Genomic DNA, 23,037 nt, shown 5'->3' on the forward strand with positions numbered 1-23,037 from the left:
ATGTTTGCTTGTATAAGCGGGCGAAGGCGCATTCCAACGGCCGCACTTTACAATCGATGTAAACAGCGCTGCCGCATTCTTGACCGTTTTGTTGCCGGCTCGTAACCAATCATCACACGATGCGAGCTTGTGGCTTGCATTGCAACGTAGCCAGCAAGCCGCTCGGTCGAGCGCACGCCAGCCAAACCAGAAATGCGATGATCGGGCTGGGGCTAGAATGGCTGACGGGGCTAGGATTTCGCGCGCCTTGATTTTGGGGGCGTCGGTGTTTTCATTTTCGGCGGCGCTGCCGGCAAGCGGTTTGGCGCAAACCGTTGATGCGTCGGCTGCGCGTCCCGCGACCGAGCGGCCGAAGCAGGCCAAGCGCAAGCCGAAGCCTGCGGCCGAATCGCAGGCAGCGGCGTCGCCTGCGATGAATGCACGCGCGCAGGTCGGCGCGGTGTCGGTGCAATCGCTCGACACCATCACGGCTGTGGCATCCAAGACCGAGGAGCGCGCGATCGACGCGCTGGCGCCGGTCAGCTCCGTCACGCTGGAGAAGATTCAGGGCCTGCAGCCGAACCGGGTGTCCGACATCTTCTATAGCGTGCCCGGCGTCTCGTTCCAGGAACGCGGCGACGATCCGGCGACCGTGATCAATATCCGCGGCCTGCAGGATTTCGGCCGCGTCGCCGTGGTGGTCGACGGCGCGCGGCAGAATTATCAGCGCACCGGCCACAACGCCAACGGCTCCTTCTTCCTCGATCCGGAATTGATCGGCGGCGTCGACGTGGTGCGCGGCCCGACCGCGAATATCTACGGCTCCGGCGCGATCGGCGGCGTGGTCTCGTTCCGCACCAAGGATATCAACGATGTGGTGCGTCCTGGCGAGCGCTGGGGCGTCGACATGTCGGGTTCCTACGGCAGCAACAAGGACCGCGGCATGGGTTCGGTGTTCGGCGGCGTGCGCGCCGATCCGAATGTCGATGTGTTCGGCGGCGCGGTCTACCGCACCCAGAGCAATTACAAGGACGGCGCGGGCACCGAGATCGGCAACACCGGCAACGATATCGCGGCCGGCCTGATGAAGGTGACGATCCGCCCGACCGAAGGCCACGAGTTCAAGATCGGCGGAGTCTTCCAGGACTACCAGTACAATATCGGTCAGCAAAACCGCGGCCCGACCACGACGGCGGCGCCGCTGGCCGCGATCGCGGGCTCCTCGGTCTACGCTTCCGATGCAAGGAACTACACGGGCACGCTGAGCTGGCGATATTCCAAGCCCGACGACATGCTGTTCGACTGGAACATCTCGGTCTACGGCAACCGCACCGACAACGACCAGGTCAAGACCTACAACAACCGCATCACGTCAGGCGGCGGCGTCTGCACGCTGGCCAATCCCGGCAACAACATCTCCGGCTGCGTCGGCGACAAGCGCGGCTATTCGCTCGACACCGTCGGCCTCGACGTCAACAACACCTCGCGCTTCAATTTCGGCGACTGGCGCAACACCGTGACCTACGGCTTCGACGCCTTCCGCGACGATGTCGAGACTTTCGACTCCCGCGGCAATTCCAACATCACGACGCCCGGCGGCCAGCGCACGGTGTCCGGCGGCTTCGTGCAGTTGAAGCAGAACTATTCGACCTGGCTCGAGCTTGTCAGTGCGGTCCGCTACGATCATTACGAGCTCACCTCGATCAACACCACGACGAGCGGCGACCGGCTGTCGCCGAAGATCACGGTCGGCGTTACGCCGGTGACCGGCTTCACGCCCTATGTGAGCTATGCCGAGGGCTATCGCGCGCCGTCGATCACCGAGACCCTGATCTCGGGCGGCCACGCCACCGGCGGCGGGCCGGCGCTGTTCAACTGCCCCGACGGCACCAGCGGCCTGTTCTGCTTCCTGCCCAATGCGGCGCTGCGGCCCGAAGTCGGCAAGAACAAGGAAGCCGGCATCAATCTGAAGTATGACGGCATCTTCGCCGCGAGCGACTCGTTCCGCGGCAAGATCAACGTGTTCCACAATGACGTCGACGGCTATATCGACCTCGTCCCTTCGGCGCCGACCCTGACGCCGTTCGGACGCTTCAGCCAGTTCTACCAGTACCAGAACATCGCCCATGCCCGCATCGAGGGTTTTGAGCTCGAGACGATGTATGACGCGGGCGGCTGGTTCGTGGGCGTCGCCGGGCATCTGATGCGCGGCCGGAACACCGCGACCAATGTCGGCCTCGCCACCATCACGCCGCGCAAGGTGACGACGACGGGCGGCGTCCGCCTGCTCGACCGCACGCTGATCATTGCAGCGCAATGGTCCTCGTTCGGCGCCAATAACGACCTGCCGGCGGGCTATCTGCCCTCGACCGGCTACGAACTGGTCAATCTCTATCTGACCTGGAACGCCACCAAGGACATCACCTTCACGGCGTCGGTCGACAATCTCTTGAACCAGTACTACCGGCCCTATGCCATCCCGGGCTCCTCGAGCGACGGCACGACGCAGAACGACGTGCTGTTCTCGAGCCCCGGTCCGGGCACTGTCTACAAGGCCGGGCTCAGGATTCACCTAGGTGGAGCGTAACGCGACGAGCCGATCATTCCATCCAGGTTGCTCCGGCCGCGCTGGTGCTCCCAGTGCGGCCTTGGCGGATTCCTTGGCGCATTCATGATATCAACGAGATCAACCGGCAGGATCCCGTGCATCCGCCGCCAATCAGGAGAAGGCTTTCATGTTCATCGCAATGAACCGGTTTCAGGTGATCAAGGGCAAGGAACAGGCGTTCGAGACGGTCTGGAGGACGCGCGAATCCTATCTCGGCGATCTGCCTGGATTCATCGAGTTTCACCTCGTGAAGGGCCCCGAGGCCGAGGACCACACGCTCTATGCGACCCACACAGTGTGGGCCAGCAAGTCGGCGTTCGAAGACTGGACCAGGTCCGATGCGTTCCGCCGCGCCCATTCCCGTGCAGGCAACGAGACCGGCGGCAGCCTCTATCTCGGCCATCCCAAATTCGAAGGCTTTGAAGTGCTGATCACCGAGCGCGCCAAGAGCCCGGCGTGACGGAGGCGGCCGTGCAGAACGCGGAGCTTGCCGGGTTGAAGGCCTATATGGCCGACAATCCCGGCGCAGTCATCGAGGACGTCGCGCGCGAGCGCAACGTGACGCCGCGCGCGGTGCTCGAGGCGCTGCCCGAAAGCATGGTGCGGATCGGCGCCGGCGAGTTCGTCGCCGCGATGCAGGACATCGCGGACTGGGGCGAGGTGACGCTGATCGTGCACACCGATGATGCGATCTTTGAATTCACCGGCGCCATTCCGAAAGGCGAAGTGGGCCGCGGCTATTTCAACCTGATGCAGCCAAAGGGCTTGCACGGCCACCTCAGGCATGAGCGCTGTGCGGCGATCGCGTTCGTCGAGCGGCCCTTCATGGGCAAGGTGTCGGCCTTCATCGCCTTCATCAATCTCGACGGCGCCATCATGTTCAAGGTGTTCGTCGGCCGCGACGAGACGCGCGCGTTGCGCGGCGACCAGCTGGCGCGCTTCCACGCGCTGGCGGATCGCATCGCACCGAAAGCAGGCTGAGACCGACGAAGGACGGGAGGCGACCATGTCGCATCGCAGGCTTGGGCGACGCATCGGGATGTTGGCGGGCGCCATGTTCGGCATGCTGCCGGGCGCGAGCCTTGCCGCAGCCGACGCCGCGCTGCTGCCGCGCAATCTCTCGCCCTGGGGCATGTTCGAGAGCGCCGACATCGTCGTGAAGGCGGTGATGATCGGGCTGGCCTTCGCCTCGCTCGTGACCTGGACAGTCTGGCTCGCCAAGACCGTCGAGATCCGCCGCAAGACGACGCTTGCACGGCAACGGATCGGGCTGCTGGAGCGCGACACGCAGCTTGCCGAGGTCGAGCAGGCGAGCCGCGACGGCAGCGATGCCGTGGCGCAGATCGTGCAGTCGGCGTCGCGCGAGGCCGCGCTCTCCGGCGGCATGTTCGACGACGGCTTCAAGGAGCGAATCGCGCTGCGGCTCGAGCGGGTCGAGGCGGCGATGTCGCGGCAGATCGCGCGCGGCACCGGCGTGCTCGCGACGATAGGCGCTACCGCGCCGTTCGTCGGCCTGTTCGGCACGGTGTGGGGCATCATGAATGCCTTCATCGGGATCTCCGAGGCGCACACCACCAATCTCGCGGTGGTCGCGCCTGGTATTGCGGAGGCGCTGCTTGCGACCGCGCTCGGCCTCGTCGCCGCGATCCCCGCGGTCGTGATCTACAATCATCTGACGCGTTCGATTGCGGCCTACCGTGCGCTGCTCGGCGATGCCTCGGTCATGGTGATGCTGCTGGTCAGCCGCGAGGGCGATCGCAGCCTGTTCCGGCTGGCGCGCGCCGCGGAGTAGGCGATGGGCGCGAAGCTCGGTTCTGGCGGTGCATTCGGTGGCCGGCGTCGCGGCGACGACGATCTGGCCGAGGCACATGAGATCAACGTCACGCCGTTCATCGACGTGATGCTGGTGCTGCTGATCATCTTCATGGTGGCCGCGCCGCTGGCGACCGTCGATCTCGGCGTCGATCTGCCGGCCTCGACCGTGGAGCCGCAGCCGCGGCCGGACAAGCCGGTGTTCGTCACGGTGAAGCCCGACCTCTCGGTCGCGGTCGGCGAGGACGTGATCGCGCGCGACGCGCTGACCGCGACGCTCGACGGCGCCACGCAGGGCAAGAAGGACGAGCGCATCTTCCTGCGTGCCGACAAGGCGGTCAGCTATGGCGACCTGATGGAGGTGATGAACCTGTTGCGCAACGCCGGTTATCTCAAGATCGCGCTCGTTGGCCTCGACGGACGCAGCTAGCGCATGATCCGGAAAAGTGGGTACCGGTTTTCCGGCAAGATCATGCGCAAACAAGACGAATCTCGATGAACGCGTATGCGCTTCATGATGCGGGCGACGAAATCAGGCTGCGGCGGTGGGGCCTGTCGGCAACCGCGATTCTGGCCGCGCATGCGGTGCTGATTGCGCTTGGCATCACCTGGGTCTCGGCGCCGCCGCCGGGTGTCGTGGTGCCGGCGGTGCTGGTCGACCTGACGCCGATCACGTCCTCGCCGGCGATCTCGGAGACCGAGCTGCCGCCGGGCCCGGCGATGCAGGAGGCTGACGCCTCGCCGCCAGAGCCTGCCGCCACGCAGCCGGTGCAGGAGGAGATCGCGCCGACGCCGCTGCAGGAGAAGCCCGAGGTGACAGCGCCGCCGGAGCAGAAGCAGCAGGCCACGCCGCCGAAGCCCGAACCCGCAAAGGTCGTTCCGGAGCGGAAACCCGAACCGATCAAGCCGAAGGTCGTCCGTCGCGAGGCCAAGAAGCCGTCCGAGGCAGCGCCGGCACCACGCACCAGCGCGCCGAGCCGGGCCGAGCGTCAGGCGCCGGCGGCATCCGCGATCAGCGCCGGCGCAGCCGCGTCTGCGATCGCGGCCTACAACGCACGCGTTCGCGCGCATCTGCTGCGCTTCCACTCCTATCCGGCCGGCGGCAACGGCCAGCGCGGCGTGGTCCGGCTGGTGTTCACGCTCGGCCGCGGCGGGCAGGTGCTGTCGAGCCATCTCGGCGGCTCCTCCGGCAATCCGACCTTCGACGCGCGGGCGCTGGCGATGGTGCGCCAGGCCCAGCCGTTTCCGGCGTTTCCATCCGAGGTCACGCAGGGCTCGATGGCTTTCAGCGTGCCGGTCGCGTTCGTGCCGCGCTAGTACCAAGCCTCACTGACCTAGGCCGCACTTCTTTTCCCGTCATCCTGAGGTGCGAGCGGAGCGAGCCTCGAAGGATGCACGGCCCCGCCGGTGGCCGTCGATCCTTCGAGACGCGCTTCGCGCTCCTCAGGATGACGGGAAAGGCTGAGTTCGCTTCGACCGACGCCCCGCTACTCCTTCACCGCCCCCGTCAGCGACGAGACGTAGTAGTCGACGAACAGCGAGTAGAACAGCGCGACCGGCAGCGAGCCGAGCAGGGAGCCCGCCATCAGCGCGCCCCACTGGTAGACGTCGCCGGTGATGAGCTCGGTCAGGATCGCAACCGGCACGGTCTTGTTGGCGCCGCTCTGGATGAAGGCGAGCGCGTAGATGAACTCGTTCCAGGACAGCGTGAAGGAGAAGATGCCGGCCGAGATCAGGCCGGGTACCGCGAGCGGCAGCGTGATCCGCCACAGGATCTGCAGCCGCGTTGCGCCGTCGACCAGCGCGCATTCCTCGAGCTCATAGGGGATCGACTTGAAATAGCCGATCAGCAGCCACGTGCAGAACGGCACCAGGAAGGTCGGATAGACCAGGATCAGCGCCAAGGGTGAATCGAACAGGCCGAACTGCACGATCACGGTGGCCAGCGGAATGAACAGGATCGACGGCGGCACCAGATAGGCGAGGTAGATGCCGAGCCCGACATAGGGGCTGCCGCGGAAGCGCAGCCGCTCGATCGCGTAGGCGGCGAGCGTCGAGGCGAACAGCGACAGGAAGGTCGAGCCGATCGCCACCAGCATGGTGGTCTTCAGCCAGCGCGGATACGAGTTGTCGAACAACAGATGCTTGACATGCGCGAGCGTCGGCGAGGTGATCCAGAACGGATTGTGCTCCTTGTAGTTCAAGAGCTCCGCGTTCGGTTTGAACGAGGTGATCGCCATCCAGTAGAACGGGAACAGCAGGATCAGGATGAAGCAGGCGAGCGGCAGATAGATCATCACCACGCGCCGGGCGCGGGAATCCCACGCCATCGTGTCGGGCGTGGCGCTGGCGACGTTGGAGGATTGGGCTGCAACGTCAGTCATTGGCTTCTCCCTGCTGCCATTTGCGGCGGGCGAGGCCGAAGTAGCTGAACAACGTCGCGAACACGAGGAACGGGATCATCGAGACCGCGATCGCCGCACCCTCGCCGAGCTCGCCGCCGGCGATGCCGCGCTGGAACGCCAGCGTCGCGAGCAGATGGGTCGAGTTGACCGGGCCGCCACGGGTAATGGCGTAGACGAGCTGGAAGTCGGTGAAGGTGAAGATGATCGAGAACGTCATCACGATCGCCAGAATCGGCATCATCATCGGGAAGGTGATGTAGCGGAAGCGCTGCCAGGAGGTGGCGCCGTCGAGCATCGCCGCCTCATAGAGCGAGGGCGAGATGGTCTGCAGCCCGGCCAGCAGCGAGATCGCGACGAACGGGATGCCGCGCCAGATGTTGGCCGCGATCAGCGAGAACCGCGCCGGCCAGGGCGAGCCGAGGAAATCGACATTGCTGTCGCGCAGGTGCAGCACGTCGACCAGCAGATAGGAGATGATCGAGAACTGCGGATCGTAGATCCACCAGAATGCCAGCGCGGAGAGCACCGTCGGCACGATCCACGGCAGCAGCACGATGGCGCGGATCAGGCTCTTGAACGGAAAGTGGTTGTTGAGCAGCAGCGCCAGCCAGAAGCCGAGCGCGAACTTTCCGAAGGTTGCGACCGCGGTGTAGAAGATCGAGTAGAACACCGCGTTCCACCACAGGGGATCCTTGAGCAGATACTGGAAGTTCTCGAGCCCGATATAGACACCGCGCTGGCCGATCGTGGTGTCGGTGAAGGCGAGCCAGATGCCGAGGCCGAGCGGATAGGTGAGGAACACCAGCAGCAGGCCGACCGCGGGCGCAAGGCACATCACGATCAGGAACGGCTTGTAGTCGAACAGCCGCGCGAGCCAGCCCGGCTGGCGTAGTGCCGCGCCGCGTGAATTGAGGGTGGTTACGGACATTGAATGCTCGTCTTGTCGTCATTGCGAGGAGCGAAGCGACGAAGCAATCCATCTCTCCTCTGGGGCGTTATGGATTGCTTCGCTTCGCTTGCAATGACGGTTGATTAAGTTTCGCAGTTTCAATGACCGTCGTTACCGGCCCTGCCGCCGGAAGTACCGCTTGGCGCGCTGCTCGGCTTCCGCGGCGGCGGCCTCAGGCGTTGCCGCATCGGTCGCCACCGAGGCGCACATCTGCACCAGCACGTAGTCGGCGTTGACCGCGCCGGTCGCGGTCGAGATCGGCCCCTTGTAGCCGTTGTAATAGGGGCTCTTCATCGTGTCCTTGAAGATCGCGACCTTGGGATCGCCCGACCACACCGCAGCGTCGGCGTAGGCTGCGAGCGGCTGCGACCAGTAGCCGGAGTTGGCGTTGAGCCACGGCTCGTACTGCTCCTTCTCCAGCATGAATTGCAGGAACGCCTTCGCTGCGTTGGGATACGGGCTGTGCTTGAACGCCATCGCATTCAGCGTCAGGCCGGACATCGGCGAGGTCGATGCCAATCCCTTGGGCAGCAACTGATGCTCGGTGTCGTCGGCGACCGCCTTGGTCGCGGGATCGTTCTTCAGCGAGAAGTACAGCGAGACGCCGTTGCCGGTCAGGCCGATTTCCTGCGACGAGTAGGCGCGGTTGTTGGAGACGTCGTTCCAGGACGGCGTGCCGGCGATGAAGGTCGGATAGAGCTCCTTCAAATATTTCAGCGCGGCGATCGTCTCCTTGCTGTTGATGATGATATTGCCTTCCTCATCGAGCAGCGCGGCATTGTGGGACCACAACAGCCAGTTGGCGAAGCCGTTGCCGTCGCCGACGGCGTTGCCGAGCGCGAAGCCCGCGGGCTTGCCGGCCGCTTTCAGCTTCTTGCAGAGCTCGAGGATGCCGGCGTGGTCTTCCGGCACCTTGTCGAAGCCGGCCGCATTGACCAGCGACTTGCGGTAGACCAGCGGGCCACCCGAGGCGCCGAACGGCAGGCCGACCCAGCTCTTCGACTTCGAGCGCATGCCGTAGCGGCGCGCCAGCGTCAGCCATCCGCCGTAGCGCTTGTCGAGATAGTCGGCGACGTCGGTCAGTTCGATCAGCTTGTCGATATAGATGTGCGGTGCGTCGCCGAAGCCGATGATGATGTCGGGACCGGCGCCGGAGTTCGAGGTCACCGCGGTCTGCTGATTGATGTCTTCCCAGCCGACGAAGTCGACCTTGACCTCGACGCCGGTCTTGTCGGTGAAGCGCTTGGCATTGGCGCGGAACACGTCTTCGTCGGCCTGGACGAAGCGCACCGGCCGCAACATGCGCAAGGTCGCGCCCTTCTCGATCGGCAGCGACGGCGCCGCCACGTCGGCAGCCTTCACTTTCGATGCGTCCTGCGCCGAGGCCCCGGTGACCGCCAGTGCCGCCGCGGACGCCCCCAGCGCCAGCGCGTCGCGACGCGTGATCTCGTACTTCATGTCGTTCGCACTCCCGTTCTTATTGTTTCGTTGTCATTGTTCCTTCCCGGCGTTGGTCGCCGGTGAAGGGTCTTGTGGTGTCGGCGCACCCGCGCGCGAAGGGCCCGCATGAGACGGGGCCCTCGCGCGAAAAGCGCAATCCCGCCTCAGCTGTTCGGACCGCGATCCATGCTGACGGGCTGCCAGCGGCGCAGCGCGGTGTCTTGCAGCACCGACGGGTTGACGCAGCTTACCGGCCACATGCCTTGCAGCACTAGTGACAATTCGTAGCCCACGCGGCGCTTGCGCGCCTCGTCAAAACGTGCCGATGCCGAGGCGACGTGGGCGGTCAAGGTAACATTGTCCATCCCGAGCATCGGATTGTTGTGCGACGGCGGCTCCTTCTCCAGCACGTCGAGCGCGGCGTGGGCGATCCAGCCCTCTTGCAGCGCCTTGATCAGCGATTCCTCGTCGACGGTGGCGCCGCGGCCGGTGTTGATGAAGATCGCCGATTTTTTCATCTGACGAAAATGCTTCTCGGTCAGCATGTGATGCACTTCGGGCCGCGCCGGGGCGTGCATCGAGACGAAATCAGACTGCGACAGCACCTCCGACAGCGTCGAGGGAATCACGCCGTGGTCGTACATCAGCGTTTCCTGGATGAAGGGATCGTAGGCCATCATCCTGAGGCCGAACGGCGCGGCGCGCTTGGCCACCGCGCGGGCGACGCGGCCGAACGAGATGAAGCCGAGCGTCTGGCCCATCAGCCGCGGAATCTTCAAGAGGGCCGGGCGGCCCTCGGCCCAGCGGCCGCTGCGCACCATCTTGTCCTGCTCGATCAGGCGGCGGAAGCCTGCGAGCAGCAGCATCATGGCGTGGTCGGCAACCTCCTCGATGAAGGTGTCGGGGATGTTGGTGACGGGGATCCCGCGGGCGGTCGCGGCCTTGACGTCGACGGAGTCGACGCCGACGCTGCCGAGCGTGATCACCTTGCAGTTCTCCAGCGCATCGATCACCGCTTTGGTGATTAGCATGCCCTTGGCGTAGATCGCGTCCGCGGTGCGTGCCGCGGCGATGAATTCGGCCTCGTTGGCCGGCGCCTCGACGATCTCGGCGCCGATCGGATCGAGCGCCTCCCGCTCGTAATCATAGCCGCCGCCGGCGACCGTGAAGCTCGCGCCCTTTGGCGTCACCACCCTGAATTTCGACATTGTCTGCTCCCGATTGAGGTCTTCTGTTCTTGCTTCTTGCTGGTTTGCTTCTTGATGTTCTTGATTCCCGGAGCGCGGCCTGGATCACCGCTGTCCCTACTTGTACGCGAGCGGCGCTGTTCTCTCCACAATTGCCGGTTGGTCCGCCGCCCGATTCTCCGGGCTTCTACGGAGAACCTCCGTAACCATCAGGTAAAGGGTCTCACATTACGGTGAGCGGAATCAATCCGCCAATCGCGTCGCGTTCCCCGCCTCCTCTGGAGATCCCCGTGAAGCTGTCAAATCTGAAGATCACCCCCAAGCTCGGCATTCTGGTGGGAGTAGCGCTCCTCGGCCTGTGCGCGGCCGGTATCCTGGCGATCAACCTGATGCAGCGTGAGATGACCAATGCTCGCATCGACCAGGCCAAGGCCATCGTCGAGATGGCGAAGAACATGGCGGCAGGCCTGAAGAAGGAAGTCGACGCCGGCAAGATGACCAAGGAAGCGGCACTGGCCGAGTTGGGCAAGCGCGGCAACGCGATGACCTACGATAACGGCTCGGGCTATCTGTTCGGCACGGACTACAACGGCATCACGGTGTTGGCACCCGATCCGAAGCAGGTCGGCACCAACCGGATGGACGTCGTGACCAATGGCCGCAAGCTGTCGCAGGAACTGATGGATGGCGTGAAGGCCAAGGGCGAGATTCTGCTGTTCTATGAATACGTGAAGCCTGGTCAGGAGACGCCGATCCGGAAGCTTGGTTACGCGGTCGCAGTGCCTGGCTTCGATATGTATCTCGGCACCGGCGCCTATCTCGACGATATCGACGCCAAGATGCGGCCGATCGCGTGGCTGCTCGGCCTTGCGATCCTCGGCATCGGCATCATCTCCGGCTCGGTCGCCTGGCTGATCGGCCGCAGCATCTCCCGGCCGCTCAACCTGCTCGGTGCACGCATGCGCGACATCGCCGACGGCAAGCTCGACGGCGACATCCCGGGTGTCGGCCGCGGCGATGAGGTCGGCGGGATGGCGGCGACCGTGCAGATCTTCAAGGACAATGCGATCCGCATCCGCGGCCTCGAGCAGGCCGAGGCCGAGACGCAGGCCCGCGCCGCCGCCGAGCGGCGCAGCGCGATGCAGGACCTTGCGAGCGATTTCGAGCGCAGCGTGAACGGCATCGTCCGAACGGTGGCGTCCGCCGCCGCCGGCATGCAGACCACGGCGCAGTCGATGACCGCGACCGCCAGCGACGCCAGCGCGCGGGCCGCGACCGTCGGTGCTGCCTCCGATTCTGCCTCCGACAATGTCGGCACCGTCGCCGCGGCGGCCGAGGAGCTCTCCAGCTCGGTTGCGGAAATCTCCCGCCAGGTGGCGCGTTCCAGCGAGGTCGCGAGCCAGGCGGTGGCCGATGCTGAGCGCACCAATGCGACCGTGCAGGCGCTCTCGACCGGCGCCGAGAAGATCGGCGAGGTGGTCAAGCTGATCCACTCGATCGCCGCCCAGACCAACCTGCTCGCGCTCAACGCCACCATCGAGGCGGCGCGCGCCGGCGAATCCGGCCGCGGCTTCGCGGTGGTCGCCTCCGAGGTGAAGGCGCTGGCCAACCAGACCGCAAAGGCGACCGAGGAGATCTCGGCGCAGGTCGCCGCGATGCAGGCCTCCACCGGCGAAGCGGTGACCTCGATCGGCGGCATCACCGCGACCATCGCGCAGATGAGCGAGATCACGGCCTCGATCTCGACCGCGATCGACCAGCAGGGCGATGCGACGCGCGAAATCGCGCGCAACATTCAGCAGGTCGCGGCCGGCTCGAGCGAGATCTCCGCCCATATCGGCGGCGTCACCACCGCGGCCGCCGCCACCGGCACCGCGGCGGGCGACGTGCTGTCGAACGCACGCGAGCTCGACACCCAGTCCGGCATGCTGCGCAACGCGGTCGACGAGTTCCTGCAGAAGGTGCGCGCGGCGTAAGGTTGCGCAGGGTGGGTTAGCGAAGCGTAACCCACCGCCTTCATCCGCGAACAGACGGCGGGTTACGCCTTCGGCTAACCCGCCCTACGGTTTCTGCGGTCGTGCTTCCCCGTCATCCCGACGCAATGGCTTCGCCTTTGTCGCTGGAGGCGCCCGACTCCCGGGCCGTCGCGGGGACGCGCGGCCAAAAAATCGAAAAACAACCCCATGCAAAGGAGCCGGTGAAGGGCCGGCCTATGACCAGCCAACTTGACTCGTCGGGCAAATCAGTGCCATATTTCTAATATTCAGAAAATCCCGTGCGGCGTCATGATCCCGCCGGAAAGACCTGCGCGACGTGAAACGCCTTGGTGGTGATGAGCCACCTGCCGTCGATCCGATGAACCACGAGATGGTCGATGAAGCCGGTTTGGCCGGCCCTGACGCGCACCTTGGCGATGGCCAGATCGGACGCGGTCTGGTCGATGCTGATGATGGCCTCGTCGCGCGGCGATTTCATCGACGCCGGCGAGGGGCGGCTGCGGATGAAGTCGCGGAATTCCGCGGCCGACCGCACCGTGTGCTTGCCGTCCCGGATGCCGTGCACGATGCAGGCATCGGAGAAGACGTCGCGGAACCGGCTATCGTCGACGTCATACATCAGGTTGAAATATCCATCGATCGCGGATGCGATGGCCTGGATGTCGCTCATTGCAAAATCTCCGTAGCGGATAATGTGGCGGTGGCCGCACCGGATCGAACCGGTGATCTGCGCCGACAGTGGCCGATATGGCGGCGGAGTGCTACGACTGGACGGTCATCTCTTGGATGACTGAGAGGCATCGGCATGGACGAAGTTGACGGTCGGCTGGTTGGCGGCCTGGTGGTCCTCGCGGCGCTGGCGGATGCGCGCAGTTTTGGCCGGGCCGCCGAACGGCTCGGCATGACGCAATCCGGGGTCAGCAAGGCGATCGCCAAGCTCGAGGCGCGCCTCGATGCCAGGCTGGTTCACCGCACCAGCCGCGCCGTCGAGCTCACCGAGGAAGGACGCGCGCTGGTCGAGCGGGTTGCCGCGCATCTGGCCGGGATCGGCGAGGCGGCGGCGGAGACCTCGAAATCGCGCGATGCGGTCCGCGGCAGGCTGCGGGTCAATGTCGACCCGCTGTTCTCCCGCATGGTGCTGTCGCCGAAGCTGAGCGAGTTCCTGCTGCAGAATCCAGGCATGGAGCTGCGGATCGAGACCCGCGACCGGATCGCGGATCTGGTCAGCGACGGTTTTGATCTGGCGGTGCGTTTCGGCGAGCCGGCGCCGTCGGCGCTGATTGCACGCCGCGTCCTCGATGCGCGCGTGCTCACCGTGGCCTCGCCGATCTATCTCGAACGACACGGCCGGCCGCTTGATCCGCGGGAGCTGGCGAGCCGCGACCATCAGTGCATCCTGGCCATCGACGCGGCGACCGGGCGTCCCTTCGATTGGGAGTTTTGGCGCGGCGGCGAGGTGGTGCCGGTCGCGGTCAACGGGCGGCTCACCGTGACCGATTCAGGAACCAAGCTCGGCGCATGCCTGGCCGGCTTCGGCATCGCGCAGGTGATCGATCTCGGCATCGATGAGCACCTGCGGAGCGGCGCGCTGGTCGAGCTGTTTCCGGACTGGCCCGACGAGCGCTTTCCGCTCTACGTCTATTACGCCTCGCGTAACCACGTGCCGGCCAAGGTGCGGCGGTTTATTGACTTCATCACGGAAACGCTGGCGGCAAAGCCGCATTCGCCGCGCAAATCCGTCGGCTTGCGCAAGGCAGGCTAGAGCTTCGGTTCTGATTGAATCAGAACCGAAGCTCTGGATTCTTGCTTTCACGCGTTTTCTTCACGCGAACCGCTGCCCACTTCGCTCGAAAACGCTCTAGCCGTATCCTCGGCGTCAGCTAGCGCTTCGCGGACCCTTGCCGCGAGGCGATGATGACGCCGGCGAGCACCAGTGCGTAGCCGATCAGATGGTACGGCGCGAGCGTCTCGCCGAGCAGCAGGATCGCCATCGCCGAGCCGAACACCGGCACCAGATGAAAGAACGGCGCCGCGCGGTTCGGGCCGATCAATGCGACGCCGCGGTTGAAGAACAGATAGGCGAGCGTGGACGGGAAGATCAGCGTGTAGCCCAGCGTTGCGAAAGTCAGAACGTCGAGCTTCAGCGTCACGCCGTTGGCGAATTCCCAGATAGCCACCGGCAACAGCATCAGCGCACCGCAGCAGGTGGTGAACGAGATCAGCGAGAGCTGATGGATTTTCGGCCGCCGCGGGATCAGCGCCGAATACAGCCCGAACGACACCAGCGAGGCGCCGAACATGATGTCACCGCGGTTGAAGCTGATGCTGGCGAGCGCCGAGAAGTCGCCGCGCAGGATGATGGTCAGCACGCCCGCCAGCGAGATCGCAATGCCGGCAAGCTGTGCCGGCGTCAACCGGACGCCGAACAGGATCAGCGACCACAGCGCCACGAACAGCGGCCCCGCCGACTGGATCAGCAGCGCGTTCAACGCCTCGGTGTATTGCATCGCCCAGTAGGAGATCGCGTTGTTGAACGCGAAGCCGACCGCGGACAACAGCAGCATCAGCGGCAGCGCCCGGCGCAGCTTCGGCCAGTCCTCCTTCAGATGCGGCCAGGCGAACGGCAACAGGATCAGGAACACGCCGAACCAGCGGATCGTGGTCAGCGTGACCGGCGGCACATGGCTGCCGACATGCCGGGCCAGCACGATATTGGCGGCCCAGAACAGCGACGTCAGGCTGAGCAGCAGATAGGGCTGGTTGTTGAGCCAGTGCAGCGGAGAGCGGCGTGGGGTTGTGGCAGGTGCGGGCAAGGCGGTCATTATCGAGTGGATGTTGTGCCCGAATCCGCCGCCGCCACAAGACGAAAGAGCGGATTGGAGCCATGCGTGCGGGGCCGCAATCTGGCGCGGAAGCTACACCGCTAAGGCGTCGTCCGCCCGCAGGGGATCCGAGTAACAGAACTGAATTCCGTCATCCTGAGGTGCGAGCCCCTTCGGCGAGCCTCGAAGGATGCACGGCCCGACTGTGGCCGATTCATCCTTCGAGGCTCGCTCCGCTCGCGCCTCAGGATGACGGGGATAGTTCTTGGGTGCGGCCTGCGCGGCCTTCAACCTACTTCTGCGGCCCCGACAGCGAGATGTCGCGCTCGGCGCGAAACACGTTGCTGTAGAGATTGGCGATCCATTGCCGTCCGCTGGAGGTGATGTTGAGGTGGCGGATCGCCTGCTGGACGTGCGGCGCGACGCTGTCCCAGTAGAAGCGCGGATAGAGGTCGACGAGGTCGGCCGGAGAATCGTAACCGAGCTGGCGGTTCAGTCCGGCCTCCTCGAATTCGAGGTACAGTGCGTTGGCCTTGCGGATGTAATGGGGATCGCCGAGCTGGCCGATCAGGTCGGCGGCCCGCAGCAGGATGGCCTCCTCGCCGAACTCCTCATTGCCATCAGGCGCGCTCTGCGGAAAGCGGGTGCCCTCGATGGCGCGCGCGATGCGCTCCTTGTCGAGCAGGGCGACGCCCTTGAGCCGCTCCATCACGAAGATCTTCGAGCGGTCGACGTGATAGGACATCAGCGCCGCGTCCGATGAGCCGCGCGGCAGGATCACCTTGCGGCCGTCGGCGGCGACCAGATAGCCGTCCTGGTCGTCGGCGTCGAACAGCCCGCGCACATAGCCGATGTCATGGGTGAGGCAGGCGACGATGACATGCGCATAGTCCTCGGCGCTCATATGCGAGTGCAGCGCGCGGCCGCGCAGGATGGCGTGGCCCGCCAGGGTCACCAGCATGGTGTGCTCGACATTGTGATAGAGCGCGTCGCTGTTGCCGATGCATTCGATCGCGATCCGCGCGATCGAGGGCACCATCTCGACCAGCTGGGTCTGCGAAGAGCCGAAGCGGCGCTGCATGTATTCGCCGAGGAATTTGCCGAGCGCGTCGGCCGCCAGTTCGGGAAGGGTCATCACGGCATTGACCTCCGAGATCGGGTGACGAGCTTACGGCCTGCCGGCATTTCAGGGTAGTCCCGCGATGTGACATAATCGTTGCGGCCGGTCCGACCCGGCCCGGACTGATGCGACTTTGGGCGGGAGCTGGTGGATGGGTGTCGATCTCTTGAACGTCAAAGGCTTGAGCGAACTGGATCAAAAGGCTCCGGTCGTGATGGTCAATCTGATGCGGTTTCGCCAGCGGTCGCTCGACGGCGACGGCTCGGGCTGGGATGCCTATCTGCGCTATAGCGCGCTCACCGTTCCGATGATCAAGGCACGCGGCGGCACGCTGCTCTGGACCGGCAGCGCCGAGACGGTCGCGCTGGGCGAGCCGGCCGGCCAGCGCTGGGATTACCTCGCGCTGGTTTATTACCCGAGCGTCGCGGCCTTCCGCGACATGATGACCTCGGCCGACTACGAGACCCGCTGCGACCCGCATCGCCGCAACGGCTGCGAGGAGCACGTCATCATCGCGACGCGCGAGGCCTACAGCAAGTTCAAGGTGGGGTGAGGGGGAGCGCGAACTTTTCCCGATGGTAGCGTCGCCCTTCAAATCTATGACCTGAGGAGGTCGCAACGCGGCCGTCTCGAAGGGTCGACGGCCCGGCTGGGGCCGATTCATCCTTCGAGACGCCGCTTCGCGGCTCCTCAGGATGACGGGTTGATTAGCGGCGCCAGCGCCGCGCGGCAGGCCGCCTGAACCAACCGGCTGACCTCATCCCGCGATCGTCCGGCGCTCAGCGAGGCGAAGGTCGGATAGCTCGTCAGCGCGAAGATCAGGTCGACGGCGTCCTTGCGGGCCTGCGGCGACGCGCCCTTGCCCGCGATGCGGTCGACCAATGCGGTGACGCCGCGGCGGCGGCGCTCGTTGCGCTCGCTCAAGGCTTCGGCGAATTCGGGATCGGTCGCCATCGCGTCGTGCAGGCGTCCGACCGCGGAATCGCGGCTCCAGAAGCCGCAGAAGATCTCGACCATGCGGTCGAGCGCGGCGCGCGGATCGGCCATCGCCATGGCGTCGGCGAGCTGATGCAGCCCGCCATGGCGCGCGATCTCGTCGAACACGGCTTCGAGCAGTCCGCGCCGCGAGCCGAACTGGTTATAGACCGTCAACCGCGTCACGCCGGCGGCCTTCGCCACAGTATCCAGCGAGAAGCGCGCAATGCTCTCGCCTTCGCGCAGCGTGCGCGAGGCGGCCTCGATCACGCGCTCGCGGGTCTCGGCGGCGGCGGCGCTGCGCGCCGGGCTCACATAACTGCGCGGCGGCATCGGCTGGCCTTGCTTTCGTCAGATTGACTATACATTATGTATATCTAATTTCCAATGCCCTTTGGAGCGAGATCATGCAGACCGTCCTCATCATAGCCCTGTCCCTTCACGTCCTGTCATCGGTGTTTTGGGCCGGCTCCAGCTTCACGTTGGCGCGCACCGGCGGCCTCGGTGGCGAAAAGCTGCTGGTTCCCCAAATCGGCGCGGCGACGGTTGCGATCGTGACCGGCGCAACGCTCTGGCGCCTGGTCCATGAAGGTTCGTTCGCGCTGTCGGAGCAGATCCTGGCGGGCGGCGCGCTCGCCGCGCTGGCCGCGATCACCGTGCAGATCATCGTCGGCGGCGGCGCCATCAGGCAGCTGCGCAATGGCGCGGCCGAACCGTCAGCCGCACGTTCGCGGCTCGCGGTCGCCCAGCGCATCGCGGCCGGGCTGCTCGCGATCACCGCGCTCTGCATGGGCGCCGCGCGCTATACGTAAGTTCAGAACTTGCGCACCAGGTCCGGGGTGATCTCTTTCAGGCTGCGGATGCCGAGCAGTGCGAGATCGCGGTCGATCTCGGCGTGCAGCAGCGAGATCGCGCGCGAGACGCCGGCTTCGCCCGCGACCACCGCGCCATAGAGGAACGGGCGCCCGATCCAGACGAAATCCGCACCGAGCGCGAGCGCCTTGATCACGTCGGTGCCGCGGCGGATGCCGCCGTCCATCATCACGGTCATGCTGCCCTTCTGCGCCGCGATCTCCGGCAGCGTGCGCAGCGCGGAGACGGTGTAGTCGAGCTGGCGGCCGCCGTGGTTGGAAACCATCACGCCGTCGCAGCCGTGTTCGCGCGCCAGCCGCGCGTCCTCCGGCGAGATCAGCCCCTTGACCACGAGCTTGCCGCGCCAGCGCTTGCGGATCAGCTCGACGTGTTTCCAGGCGAGCTGGTCGCGGCTGCCGATGTTGCGCATCAAGTTCTTGGACAGCACCGGCGGGCCTCGCTTGGCGTCCATGTTCTCGAAATGCGGCATGCCGTGATTGAACACGGTGCGGGCCCAGGTGTTCAGCAGCCAGTCCGGATGGGTGATGGTGTCCCAGAACACCCGCGGCGTGATCTCGAGCGGCACCTGGAAGCCGTTGCGGATGTTGTTCTCGCGGTTGGGGGGCACCGGCACGTCGGCGGTGACGACGAAGGTGTCGTAGCCGGCCGCGGCGACGCGATCGACCAGCGGCTCGATCCGTTCGTCGAGCCCGGCGAGATAGGCCTGGTACCAAGCCTGCTGGTTGGCGGCGCGGACGTCCTCCAGCGTGATCAGCGAGGAGGCCGAGAGGATCATCGGGACATTGGCCGCGGCCGCTGCGCGCGCCAGCACGATGTCGCCGCGATAGGCGCACAGCGCGGACGAGCCCATCGGCGGAATCCCGAACGGCGAGGCGTAGCTCTTGCCGAACAGCGTCGTGGTCTGGTCGCGGCCGGAGACGTCCTTCAGCACCCGCGGCACGAAGCCGTATTCGTCGAACGCCCGGCGATTGTCTGATCGTGCCGCGTCGGTCTCGGCGCCGCCGGAGATGTAGCCGTAGAGGAATTTCGGCAGCAGCCGCCGCGCCTGCGGCTCGAAATCGTCGAGCGTGAGATAGCGTCGCAAATGCCGGGGCACGGCGCTGGCCGCGCGGTTGACGGTTGCGGGAGGCGTGGCAGGGGCTGCGGTCCGGTCGTGCACGTTGGGCGTTTCCGTTGTTCTTGGTTCTTGGCTGGAACGCGAGGCTAGCGCCTTGCGGCGGGCGGGACAAATTTCTCGTTGAACTTGTTGACCGACTGGCTGACGTCGGTGAGCGTCTTGCGGGTCTCGGCAATCATGGCGCCGGATTTCTTGTCAAAACTCTGGATCAGCTCGCGCAGCGAGATCACGGTCGGCAGCAGCTCGCCGCCATATTTGTCGCTACCGAAGCTCTTCAGGAACTTGTCGGCGGACGTCAACTTGCTGTCGACCGCGTCGACGCCGTCCTCGGCGGCATCGATGAAGCCTGCGATCAGCTCGCCACTGCCGGACAGCGAGTTGGTGAAGTTCTCGAGCCCGAGCAGCGAGTCCTTGATGTCGGCCTCGTTCTCGGTGATGACGCGGTCGACATTACGCAGCGCGACCCGGAGCTTCTCCTGGATGCCCATCGTGCCTTCGGCGTCGGCGGTCAGCTCGGGAATACCGTCGGCGCCGAGCGCGGGCGGCGGAGCATCGTCGGTGCCGCCGGTGAAGGAGATCGAGGCGATCCCGGTGAGGCCCTGGAATTCGAGGCCGACCTGGGTGTCCTTCTTGATCGGGGCGTTGCCCTCGATCCGCGTCATCGCCACCACGCGATGACGGTCGAGCCTGATCGAGACCACTTCGCCGATCCGCACGCCGGCGAAGTTGACGCTGCCGCCGCGACGCAGGCCGGAGGCCGAGCCCTCGAACACGACGCGGAACGGCACCATCCGTTTGATGCCGGCATAGCGCTGATAGCCCAGCCAGCCGCCGAGCGAGCCGGCGATCAAAGCCAGCGTCAGGGTGCCGATCACGAGATTGCTGGCGCGCGCCATGCGTTGGGGACCTGTCCGCGAAGCAGACCTCAAGAGATAGCGGATTTGCCGCCGATAGTCACCGCGCCTCCGGCGGGCAAGATCAGGCCGACTGCCTCCGCGACGCCGCGAAGACGCCGGCCAGCACCAGCGCGAAGCCGATGAAATGGAAGGCCTGCGGATGCTCGCCGATGAACACGATCGACATGATGGTGCCGAACACCGGAACCATGTGGAAGAACGGCGCGGCGCGGTTGGCGCCGATCAACTGCACACCGCGGTTGAAGCACAGATAGGCCACCGTCGAGGGGAATACCGCGACATAGAAAAGAGACAGCAGATTGCTGGTGGTGAGCTGCATGACCGGACGCGTGCCGAGTTCCCAGATCAGGAACGGGATCAGGAACAGCGCGCCGCAGCCGAAGGTGAAGGCCGCGACCGACAGCCCGTGGATCTTGGGCCGCTTCAGGGTCAGCACCGAGTACAGTGCGAAGATCACCAGCGCGGCGATGAAGATCAGGTCGCCCTTGTTGAACTCGATCTTCGACAGCGTCGTGAGGTCGCCGTGCAGCAGGATCACCAGCACGCCAGCGAGCGACAGCAACACGCCGCAGAGCTGCGCCAGCGTCAGCCGTGCGCCGAGCAGGATCAGCGACCACAGCGCGACCATCAGCGGCACGGAGGATTGCAGCAGCAGCGTGTTGAGCGCCTGGGTGTGCTCGAGCGCCCAGTATTGCAGCGTGTTGAAGGCGCTGATGCCAGTCATCGACAGCAGCATCATGATGCCGAGATTCTTGCGGATCGCAGGCCAGTCGCTGGCGAGGTGCTTCCAGGCAAACGGCAGAATGATCAGGAACGCCACGAACCAGCGCAGGAACGACAGCGTCACCGGCGGAATATGGCCGGCGGCGAGCCGGCCGACGATCGCATTGCCGGCCCAGCACATCGCGGTGATGCAGAGCAGCAGATATGGCTGGTTGGCGATCCAGGAGCCGGACGCAGGCGTTGTGGTGGAATCGGTGGCAGACATGCGAAGGGCCCGGGTTCACGACGCCGCGGCCTGCCCGCCCGGCCTTCGCCGGGCCGGTATGGATCGCCCCGGCACCCGTCACAGACACGGATTCCGCCGTTCTATCAATGGTGATCGACGCATCGCGACCATGCGCGAAGGCCCCTTACGGAAGGCGCGACGGCGCCTTGCCAGGCCGGTCGGGCACACGCCACAAGCCTCTAGCCGGTCTCCGGCGGCGTGGTCTGGCGCTTGACGATCTGCTCGGCGAGCTCGATCAGGATCCGCTTGGTGTCGGGATCCTTGACGTCGCGGAACACCCGCAGCATGCGCAGCTCGAGCAGGGATTGCAGCGATTCCGACGCCTTGCCGCCTTGCGTGTGCGCCGTGGCGGCGGGCCGGTGATTGAGGATGTCGGCGGCGATTCCGAGCATCTCGGCGACCGTCGCGAGGCGCCCGGTCTCGATTTTGACGGTGCCGTCCACGCCGTTCTTGTGCAGGGAGGCCCCCGCGCACAGGATCTCTGCGAGATCTGCCTGCGACAGCCCGATTGCGCGCCAGCGCGCCTGCACCAGTTGATCGATCTGGTCGTCCTGCGATGTGCTCATGGTGCGCTTGGGCGATCTCCAGCTACGTCCGTCGACAGCATGTCCGCGACGATGATTGGTAGCAAATGGAACAGCGGTTCGTCGCGACGGGACTTCTACGGATCACCCGGATCGACAATCGGTCCCGGCGCGCCGGGCGACGTGCTGGACGATCCGTGCTTTCACGACGGCTCGGCAGTCGCGCTAGGCGGGCACTGCAATACGCACCCATGGTCTGAAATCCCTGTCATCGGGCCGCAGCCCTATTATGCAGCCTTATTATCAAGATCGTACGCGAATGCAATCTGGGGGCGATCGCTGAGGCGAATCCAACCCGGATGTGTGACCTTGCCACAGTTCGCGGCGTTGCCGTCGCGCGCGGCGATACCGGCCGCACGGAAGCAGCGCGCACGGAAGCAGCCCTCGGAGCGCCGCGACGGCCGCGCGGCGCCGCTCACAGGTCGATGATCCCGAGCGCAATGCTCTTCGCCACCCCGTGCGTCTTGTTGGAGGCCTCGAGCTTGCGCAGCGCCTGCTTGATGAATCCTTCCACCGTCTCCGGCGAAATGCCGAGGATCTGCGCGGTGTCGGCCACGGTCTTGCCGCGCGCCGCCCAGGCGATCACTTCCTTCTCCCGTCCCGTCAGCTTGATGGTCTCGGCGGCGTCGGCGGGCTTCAGGATGGTCGGCGCGTTGCGCTGGTCGCGGTTGACGATGTCCATCGCCCGCTGCACCCAGTAGATCATCAACAGATGCAGTTCATGCCGATGGCAGACGAACAGCTTGTCGAAGTCGCGCGGCTCGTCTTCCCAGAAGAACACCGTCGAGCTCGAATGCACCGCGCCGAGCCGGTCGCGGTAATGGAACGGCACCACGAAGCCGTCCTTGAAGCCGAACTCCCGGGCGGCATCCATCGTCTTGGCCTCGGGCGCCCGCTTGTGTCCGCTTCGCTCCGGCAGCTTCAGGCTGCTCCAGCTGAACGGCGTGTTGGTGCGTCGCGACCGCGCCAGCGCCGGGTCGGCATGGACGAACTCGTTCTGCACATACGCCCGCTTCCAGGCCTCGGGAAAGGTGCCGACATGATAGGGCAGATCAAGGTCGGGCCGGCCGGCATCGACAAAGGCGAAGCCCGAGAAGCCGTAATTCTGGATGACACGGTGCAATGACGAGCTGAGCTCGTCGATGGTATCCGACGCCTCGATGGTTGCAATCGCGTCTACCAGGCCCATTGACTAAAACCCCCGGTTTCCGGGGGTACCACATTTGGCCCCTTTCGTTCCACA

Annotated in this window: 23 protein-coding genes; 10 read left to right on the plus strand and 13 right to left on the minus strand. The window is 65.4% G+C overall.

Features of this window, described 5'->3' with window-relative positions; genetic code table 11:
• Positions 1–217 precede the first annotated feature (217 nt).
• The 6 genes from AC066Y_RS28135 (at position 218) to AC066Y_RS28160 (ending at position 5,716) form a co-directional block, all read left to right on the plus strand.
• Entirely contained in the window at positions 218–2,566 is a 2,349-nt protein-coding gene (locus tag AC066Y_RS28135) for a TonB-dependent hemoglobin/transferrin/lactoferrin family receptor (protein ID WP_478276710.1), read from the plus strand.
• Between the two features lie 148 nt (positions 2,567–2,714).
• A complete protein-coding gene (gene hmuQ, locus AC066Y_RS28140; protein WP_456718829.1) occupies positions 2,715–3,047 on the plus strand; it encodes a heme-degrading protein HmuQ in 333 nt (110 codons plus the stop codon).
• A gap of 47 nt (positions 3,048–3,094) precedes the next feature.
• Positions 3,095–3,568: a heme utilization cystosolic carrier protein HutX gene (gene hutX / locus AC066Y_RS28145; RefSeq protein ID WP_478276770.1), complete on the plus strand. Its 474-nt coding sequence runs from the start codon at positions 3,095–3,097 to the stop codon at positions 3,566–3,568.
• Positions 3,569–3,626: 58 nt separating this feature from the next.
• The gene (gene exbB / locus AC066Y_RS28150; RefSeq protein ID WP_420971875.1) at positions 3,627–4,379 is read left to right on the plus strand and encodes a tonB-system energizer ExbB; all 753 of its coding nucleotides are present in this window, start codon (positions 3,627–3,629) and stop codon (positions 4,377–4,379) included.
• A 3-nt stretch (positions 4,380–4,382) separates the two neighbouring features.
• The gene (exbD, locus tag AC066Y_RS28155; RefSeq protein ID WP_478276711.1) at positions 4,383–4,829 is read left to right on the plus strand and encodes a TonB system transport protein ExbD; all 447 of its coding nucleotides are present in this window, start codon (positions 4,383–4,385) and stop codon (positions 4,827–4,829) included.
• A 65-nt stretch (positions 4,830–4,894) separates the two neighbouring features.
• Positions 4,895–5,716 (plus strand): TonB family protein, encoded by an 822-nt coding sequence (locus AC066Y_RS28160; RefSeq protein ID WP_478276712.1) that lies wholly within the window; start codon positions 4,895–4,897, stop codon positions 5,714–5,716.
• Between the two features lie 170 nt (positions 5,717–5,886).
• Here AC066Y_RS28160 and AC066Y_RS28165 read toward each other — a convergent pair whose 3' ends face one another.
• From AC066Y_RS28165 to AC066Y_RS28180, 4 genes are all read right to left on the minus strand, one after another.
• A complete protein-coding gene (locus AC066Y_RS28165; protein WP_478276713.1) occupies positions 5,887–6,783 on the minus strand; it encodes a carbohydrate ABC transporter permease in 897 nt (298 codons plus the stop codon).
• Positions 6,776–7,732: a carbohydrate ABC transporter permease gene (locus tag AC066Y_RS28170; protein WP_176533451.1), complete on the minus strand. Its 957-nt coding sequence runs from the start codon at positions 7,730–7,732 to the stop codon at positions 6,776–6,778. Before AC066Y_RS28170 ends, AC066Y_RS28165 begins: the two co-directional genes overlap by 8 nt.
• Before the next feature lie 132 nt (positions 7,733–7,864).
• Complete coding sequence (locus tag AC066Y_RS28175) at positions 7,865–9,211, minus strand: ABC transporter substrate-binding protein (RefSeq protein WP_478276714.1); 1,347 nt, start codon at positions 9,209–9,211, stop codon at positions 7,865–7,867.
• A 146-nt stretch (positions 9,212–9,357) separates the two neighbouring features.
• Positions 9,358–10,401 (minus strand): C-terminal binding protein, encoded by a 1,044-nt coding sequence (locus AC066Y_RS28180; protein ID WP_478276715.1) that lies wholly within the window; start codon positions 10,399–10,401, stop codon positions 9,358–9,360.
• Positions 10,402–10,670: 269 nt separating this feature from the next.
• Between AC066Y_RS28180 and AC066Y_RS28185 the strand changes: the two genes are divergently transcribed.
• Positions 10,671–12,356, plus strand: coding sequence for a methyl-accepting chemotaxis protein (locus AC066Y_RS28185; RefSeq protein ID WP_478276716.1), 1,686 nt, complete (start codon positions 10,671–10,673; stop codon positions 12,354–12,356).
• A gap of 307 nt (positions 12,357–12,663) precedes the next feature.
• Here AC066Y_RS28185 and AC066Y_RS28190 read toward each other — a convergent pair whose 3' ends face one another.
• The gene (locus AC066Y_RS28190) at positions 12,664–13,047 is read right to left on the minus strand and encodes a nuclear transport factor 2 family protein (RefSeq protein WP_478276717.1); all 384 of its coding nucleotides are present in this window, start codon (positions 13,045–13,047) and stop codon (positions 12,664–12,666) included.
• 135 nt (positions 13,048–13,182) lie between these two features.
• Between AC066Y_RS28190 and AC066Y_RS28195 the strand changes: the two genes are divergently transcribed.
• Positions 13,183–14,139, plus strand: a complete 957-nt coding sequence (locus tag AC066Y_RS28195; protein ID WP_478276718.1) for a LysR family transcriptional regulator — start codon at positions 13,183–13,185, stop codon at positions 14,137–14,139.
• A gap of 118 nt (positions 14,140–14,257) precedes the next feature.
• Here AC066Y_RS28195 and AC066Y_RS28200 read toward each other — a convergent pair whose 3' ends face one another.
• Both AC066Y_RS28200 and AC066Y_RS28205 read right to left on the minus strand, forming a co-directional pair.
• Complete coding sequence (locus AC066Y_RS28200) at positions 14,258–15,199, minus strand: DMT family transporter (protein WP_478276719.1); 942 nt, start codon at positions 15,197–15,199, stop codon at positions 14,258–14,260.
• A 292-nt stretch (positions 15,200–15,491) separates the two neighbouring features.
• Positions 15,492–16,337 (minus strand): metal-dependent phosphohydrolase, encoded by an 846-nt coding sequence (locus tag AC066Y_RS28205; RefSeq protein WP_478276720.1) that lies wholly within the window; start codon positions 16,335–16,337, stop codon positions 15,492–15,494.
• A 133-nt stretch (positions 16,338–16,470) separates the two neighbouring features.
• On the opposite strand from AC066Y_RS28205, the gene AC066Y_RS28210 reads away from it, so the two are divergent.
• Positions 16,471–16,872, plus strand: a complete 402-nt coding sequence (locus AC066Y_RS28210) for a DUF1330 domain-containing protein (protein WP_478276721.1) — start codon at positions 16,471–16,473, stop codon at positions 16,870–16,872.
• 137 nt (positions 16,873–17,009) lie between these two features.
• On the opposite strand, the gene AC066Y_RS28215 is transcribed toward AC066Y_RS28210, so the two are convergent.
• Complete coding sequence (locus tag AC066Y_RS28215; RefSeq protein ID WP_478276722.1) at positions 17,010–17,627, minus strand: TetR/AcrR family transcriptional regulator; 618 nt, start codon at positions 17,625–17,627, stop codon at positions 17,010–17,012.
• A gap of 74 nt (positions 17,628–17,701) precedes the next feature.
• Between AC066Y_RS28215 and AC066Y_RS28220 the strand changes: the two genes are divergently transcribed.
• On the plus strand, positions 17,702–18,106 hold the full coding sequence (locus tag AC066Y_RS28220; RefSeq protein WP_478276723.1) for a hypothetical protein: 405 nt from the start codon (positions 17,702–17,704) through the stop codon (positions 18,104–18,106).
• A gap of 2 nt (positions 18,107–18,108) precedes the next feature.
• Here AC066Y_RS28220 and AC066Y_RS28225 read toward each other — a convergent pair whose 3' ends face one another.
• The 5 genes from AC066Y_RS28225 to AC066Y_RS28245 all read right to left on the minus strand — a co-directional run bounded on the left by AC066Y_RS28225 (position 18,109) and on the right by AC066Y_RS28245 (position 22,983).
• Positions 18,109–19,263, minus strand: a complete 1,155-nt coding sequence (locus tag AC066Y_RS28225) for an alpha-hydroxy acid oxidase (RefSeq protein WP_478276771.1) — start codon at positions 19,261–19,263, stop codon at positions 18,109–18,111.
• A gap of 107 nt (positions 19,264–19,370) precedes the next feature.
• Complete coding sequence (locus AC066Y_RS28230; RefSeq protein WP_478276724.1) at positions 19,371–20,180, minus strand: MlaD family protein; 810 nt, start codon at positions 20,178–20,180, stop codon at positions 19,371–19,373.
• Positions 20,181–20,262: 82 nt separating this feature from the next.
• A complete protein-coding gene (locus tag AC066Y_RS28235) occupies positions 20,263–21,189 on the minus strand; it encodes a DMT family transporter (protein ID WP_207835212.1) in 927 nt (308 codons plus the stop codon).
• Positions 21,190–21,389: 200 nt separating this feature from the next.
• Complete coding sequence (locus tag AC066Y_RS28240) at positions 21,390–21,776, minus strand: hypothetical protein (RefSeq protein ID WP_478276725.1); 387 nt, start codon at positions 21,774–21,776, stop codon at positions 21,390–21,392.
• 433 nt (positions 21,777–22,209) lie between these two features.
• Positions 22,210–22,983, minus strand: a complete 774-nt coding sequence (locus tag AC066Y_RS28245) for a LuxR family transcriptional regulator (RefSeq protein WP_478276726.1) — start codon at positions 22,981–22,983, stop codon at positions 22,210–22,212.
• Positions 22,984–23,037: the final 54 nt, after the last annotated feature.

It is taken from the genome of Bradyrhizobium sp. USDA3010 (assembly GCF_056429065.1).

Bases quoted from the DNA above. Each gene is read 5' to 3' on its own strand.
- AC066Y_RS28135 (WP_478276710.1), top strand. From the start codon at position 218: ATGGCTGACGGGGCTAGGATTTCGCGCGCCTTGATTTTGGGGGCGTCG.
- hmuQ (WP_456718829.1), top strand. From the start codon at position 2,715: ATGTTCATCGCAATGAACCGGTTTCAGGTGATCAAGGGCAAGGAACAG.
- hutX (WP_478276770.1), top strand. From the start codon at position 3,095: ATGGCCGACAATCCCGGCGCAGTCATCGAGGACGTCGCGCGCGAGCGC.
- exbB (WP_420971875.1), top strand. From the start codon at position 3,627: ATGTTGGCGGGCGCCATGTTCGGCATGCTGCCGGGCGCGAGCCTTGCC.
- exbD (WP_478276711.1), top strand. From the start codon at position 4,383: ATGGGCGCGAAGCTCGGTTCTGGCGGTGCATTCGGTGGCCGGCGTCGC.
- AC066Y_RS28160 (WP_478276712.1), top strand. From the start codon at position 4,895: ATGAACGCGTATGCGCTTCATGATGCGGGCGACGAAATCAGGCTGCGG.
- AC066Y_RS28165 (WP_478276713.1), bottom strand. From the start codon at position 6,783: ATGACTGACGTTGCAGCCCAATCCTCCAACGTCGCCAGCGCCACGCCC.
- AC066Y_RS28170 (WP_176533451.1), bottom strand. From the start codon at position 7,732: ATGTCCGTAACCACCCTCAATTCACGCGGCGCGGCACTACGCCAGCCG.
- AC066Y_RS28175 (WP_478276714.1), bottom strand. From the start codon at position 9,211: ATGAAGTACGAGATCACGCGTCGCGACGCGCTGGCGCTGGGGGCGTCC.
- AC066Y_RS28180 (WP_478276715.1), bottom strand. From the start codon at position 10,401: ATGTCGAAATTCAGGGTGGTGACGCCAAAGGGCGCGAGCTTCACGGTC.
- AC066Y_RS28190 (WP_478276717.1), bottom strand. From the start codon at position 13,047: ATGAGCGACATCCAGGCCATCGCATCCGCGATCGATGGATATTTCAAC.
- AC066Y_RS28195 (WP_478276718.1), top strand. From the start codon at position 13,183: ATGGACGAAGTTGACGGTCGGCTGGTTGGCGGCCTGGTGGTCCTCGCG.
- AC066Y_RS28200 (WP_478276719.1), bottom strand. From the start codon at position 15,199: ATGACCGCCTTGCCCGCACCTGCCACAACCCCACGCCGCTCTCCGCTG.
- AC066Y_RS28210 (WP_478276721.1), top strand. From the start codon at position 16,471: ATGGGTGTCGATCTCTTGAACGTCAAAGGCTTGAGCGAACTGGATCAA.
- AC066Y_RS28215 (WP_478276722.1), bottom strand. From the start codon at position 17,627: ATGCCGCCGCGCAGTTATGTGAGCCCGGCGCGCAGCGCCGCCGCCGCC.
- AC066Y_RS28220 (WP_478276723.1), top strand. From the start codon at position 17,702: ATGCAGACCGTCCTCATCATAGCCCTGTCCCTTCACGTCCTGTCATCG.
- AC066Y_RS28230 (WP_478276724.1), bottom strand. From the start codon at position 20,180: ATGGCGCGCGCCAGCAATCTCGTGATCGGCACCCTGACGCTGGCTTTG.
- AC066Y_RS28235 (WP_207835212.1), bottom strand. From the start codon at position 21,189: ATGTCTGCCACCGATTCCACCACAACGCCTGCGTCCGGCTCCTGGATC.
- AC066Y_RS28240 (WP_478276725.1), bottom strand. From the start codon at position 21,776: ATGAGCACATCGCAGGACGACCAGATCGATCAACTGGTGCAGGCGCGC.
- AC066Y_RS28245 (WP_478276726.1), bottom strand. From the start codon at position 22,983: ATGGGCCTGGTAGACGCGATTGCAACCATCGAGGCGTCGGATACCATC.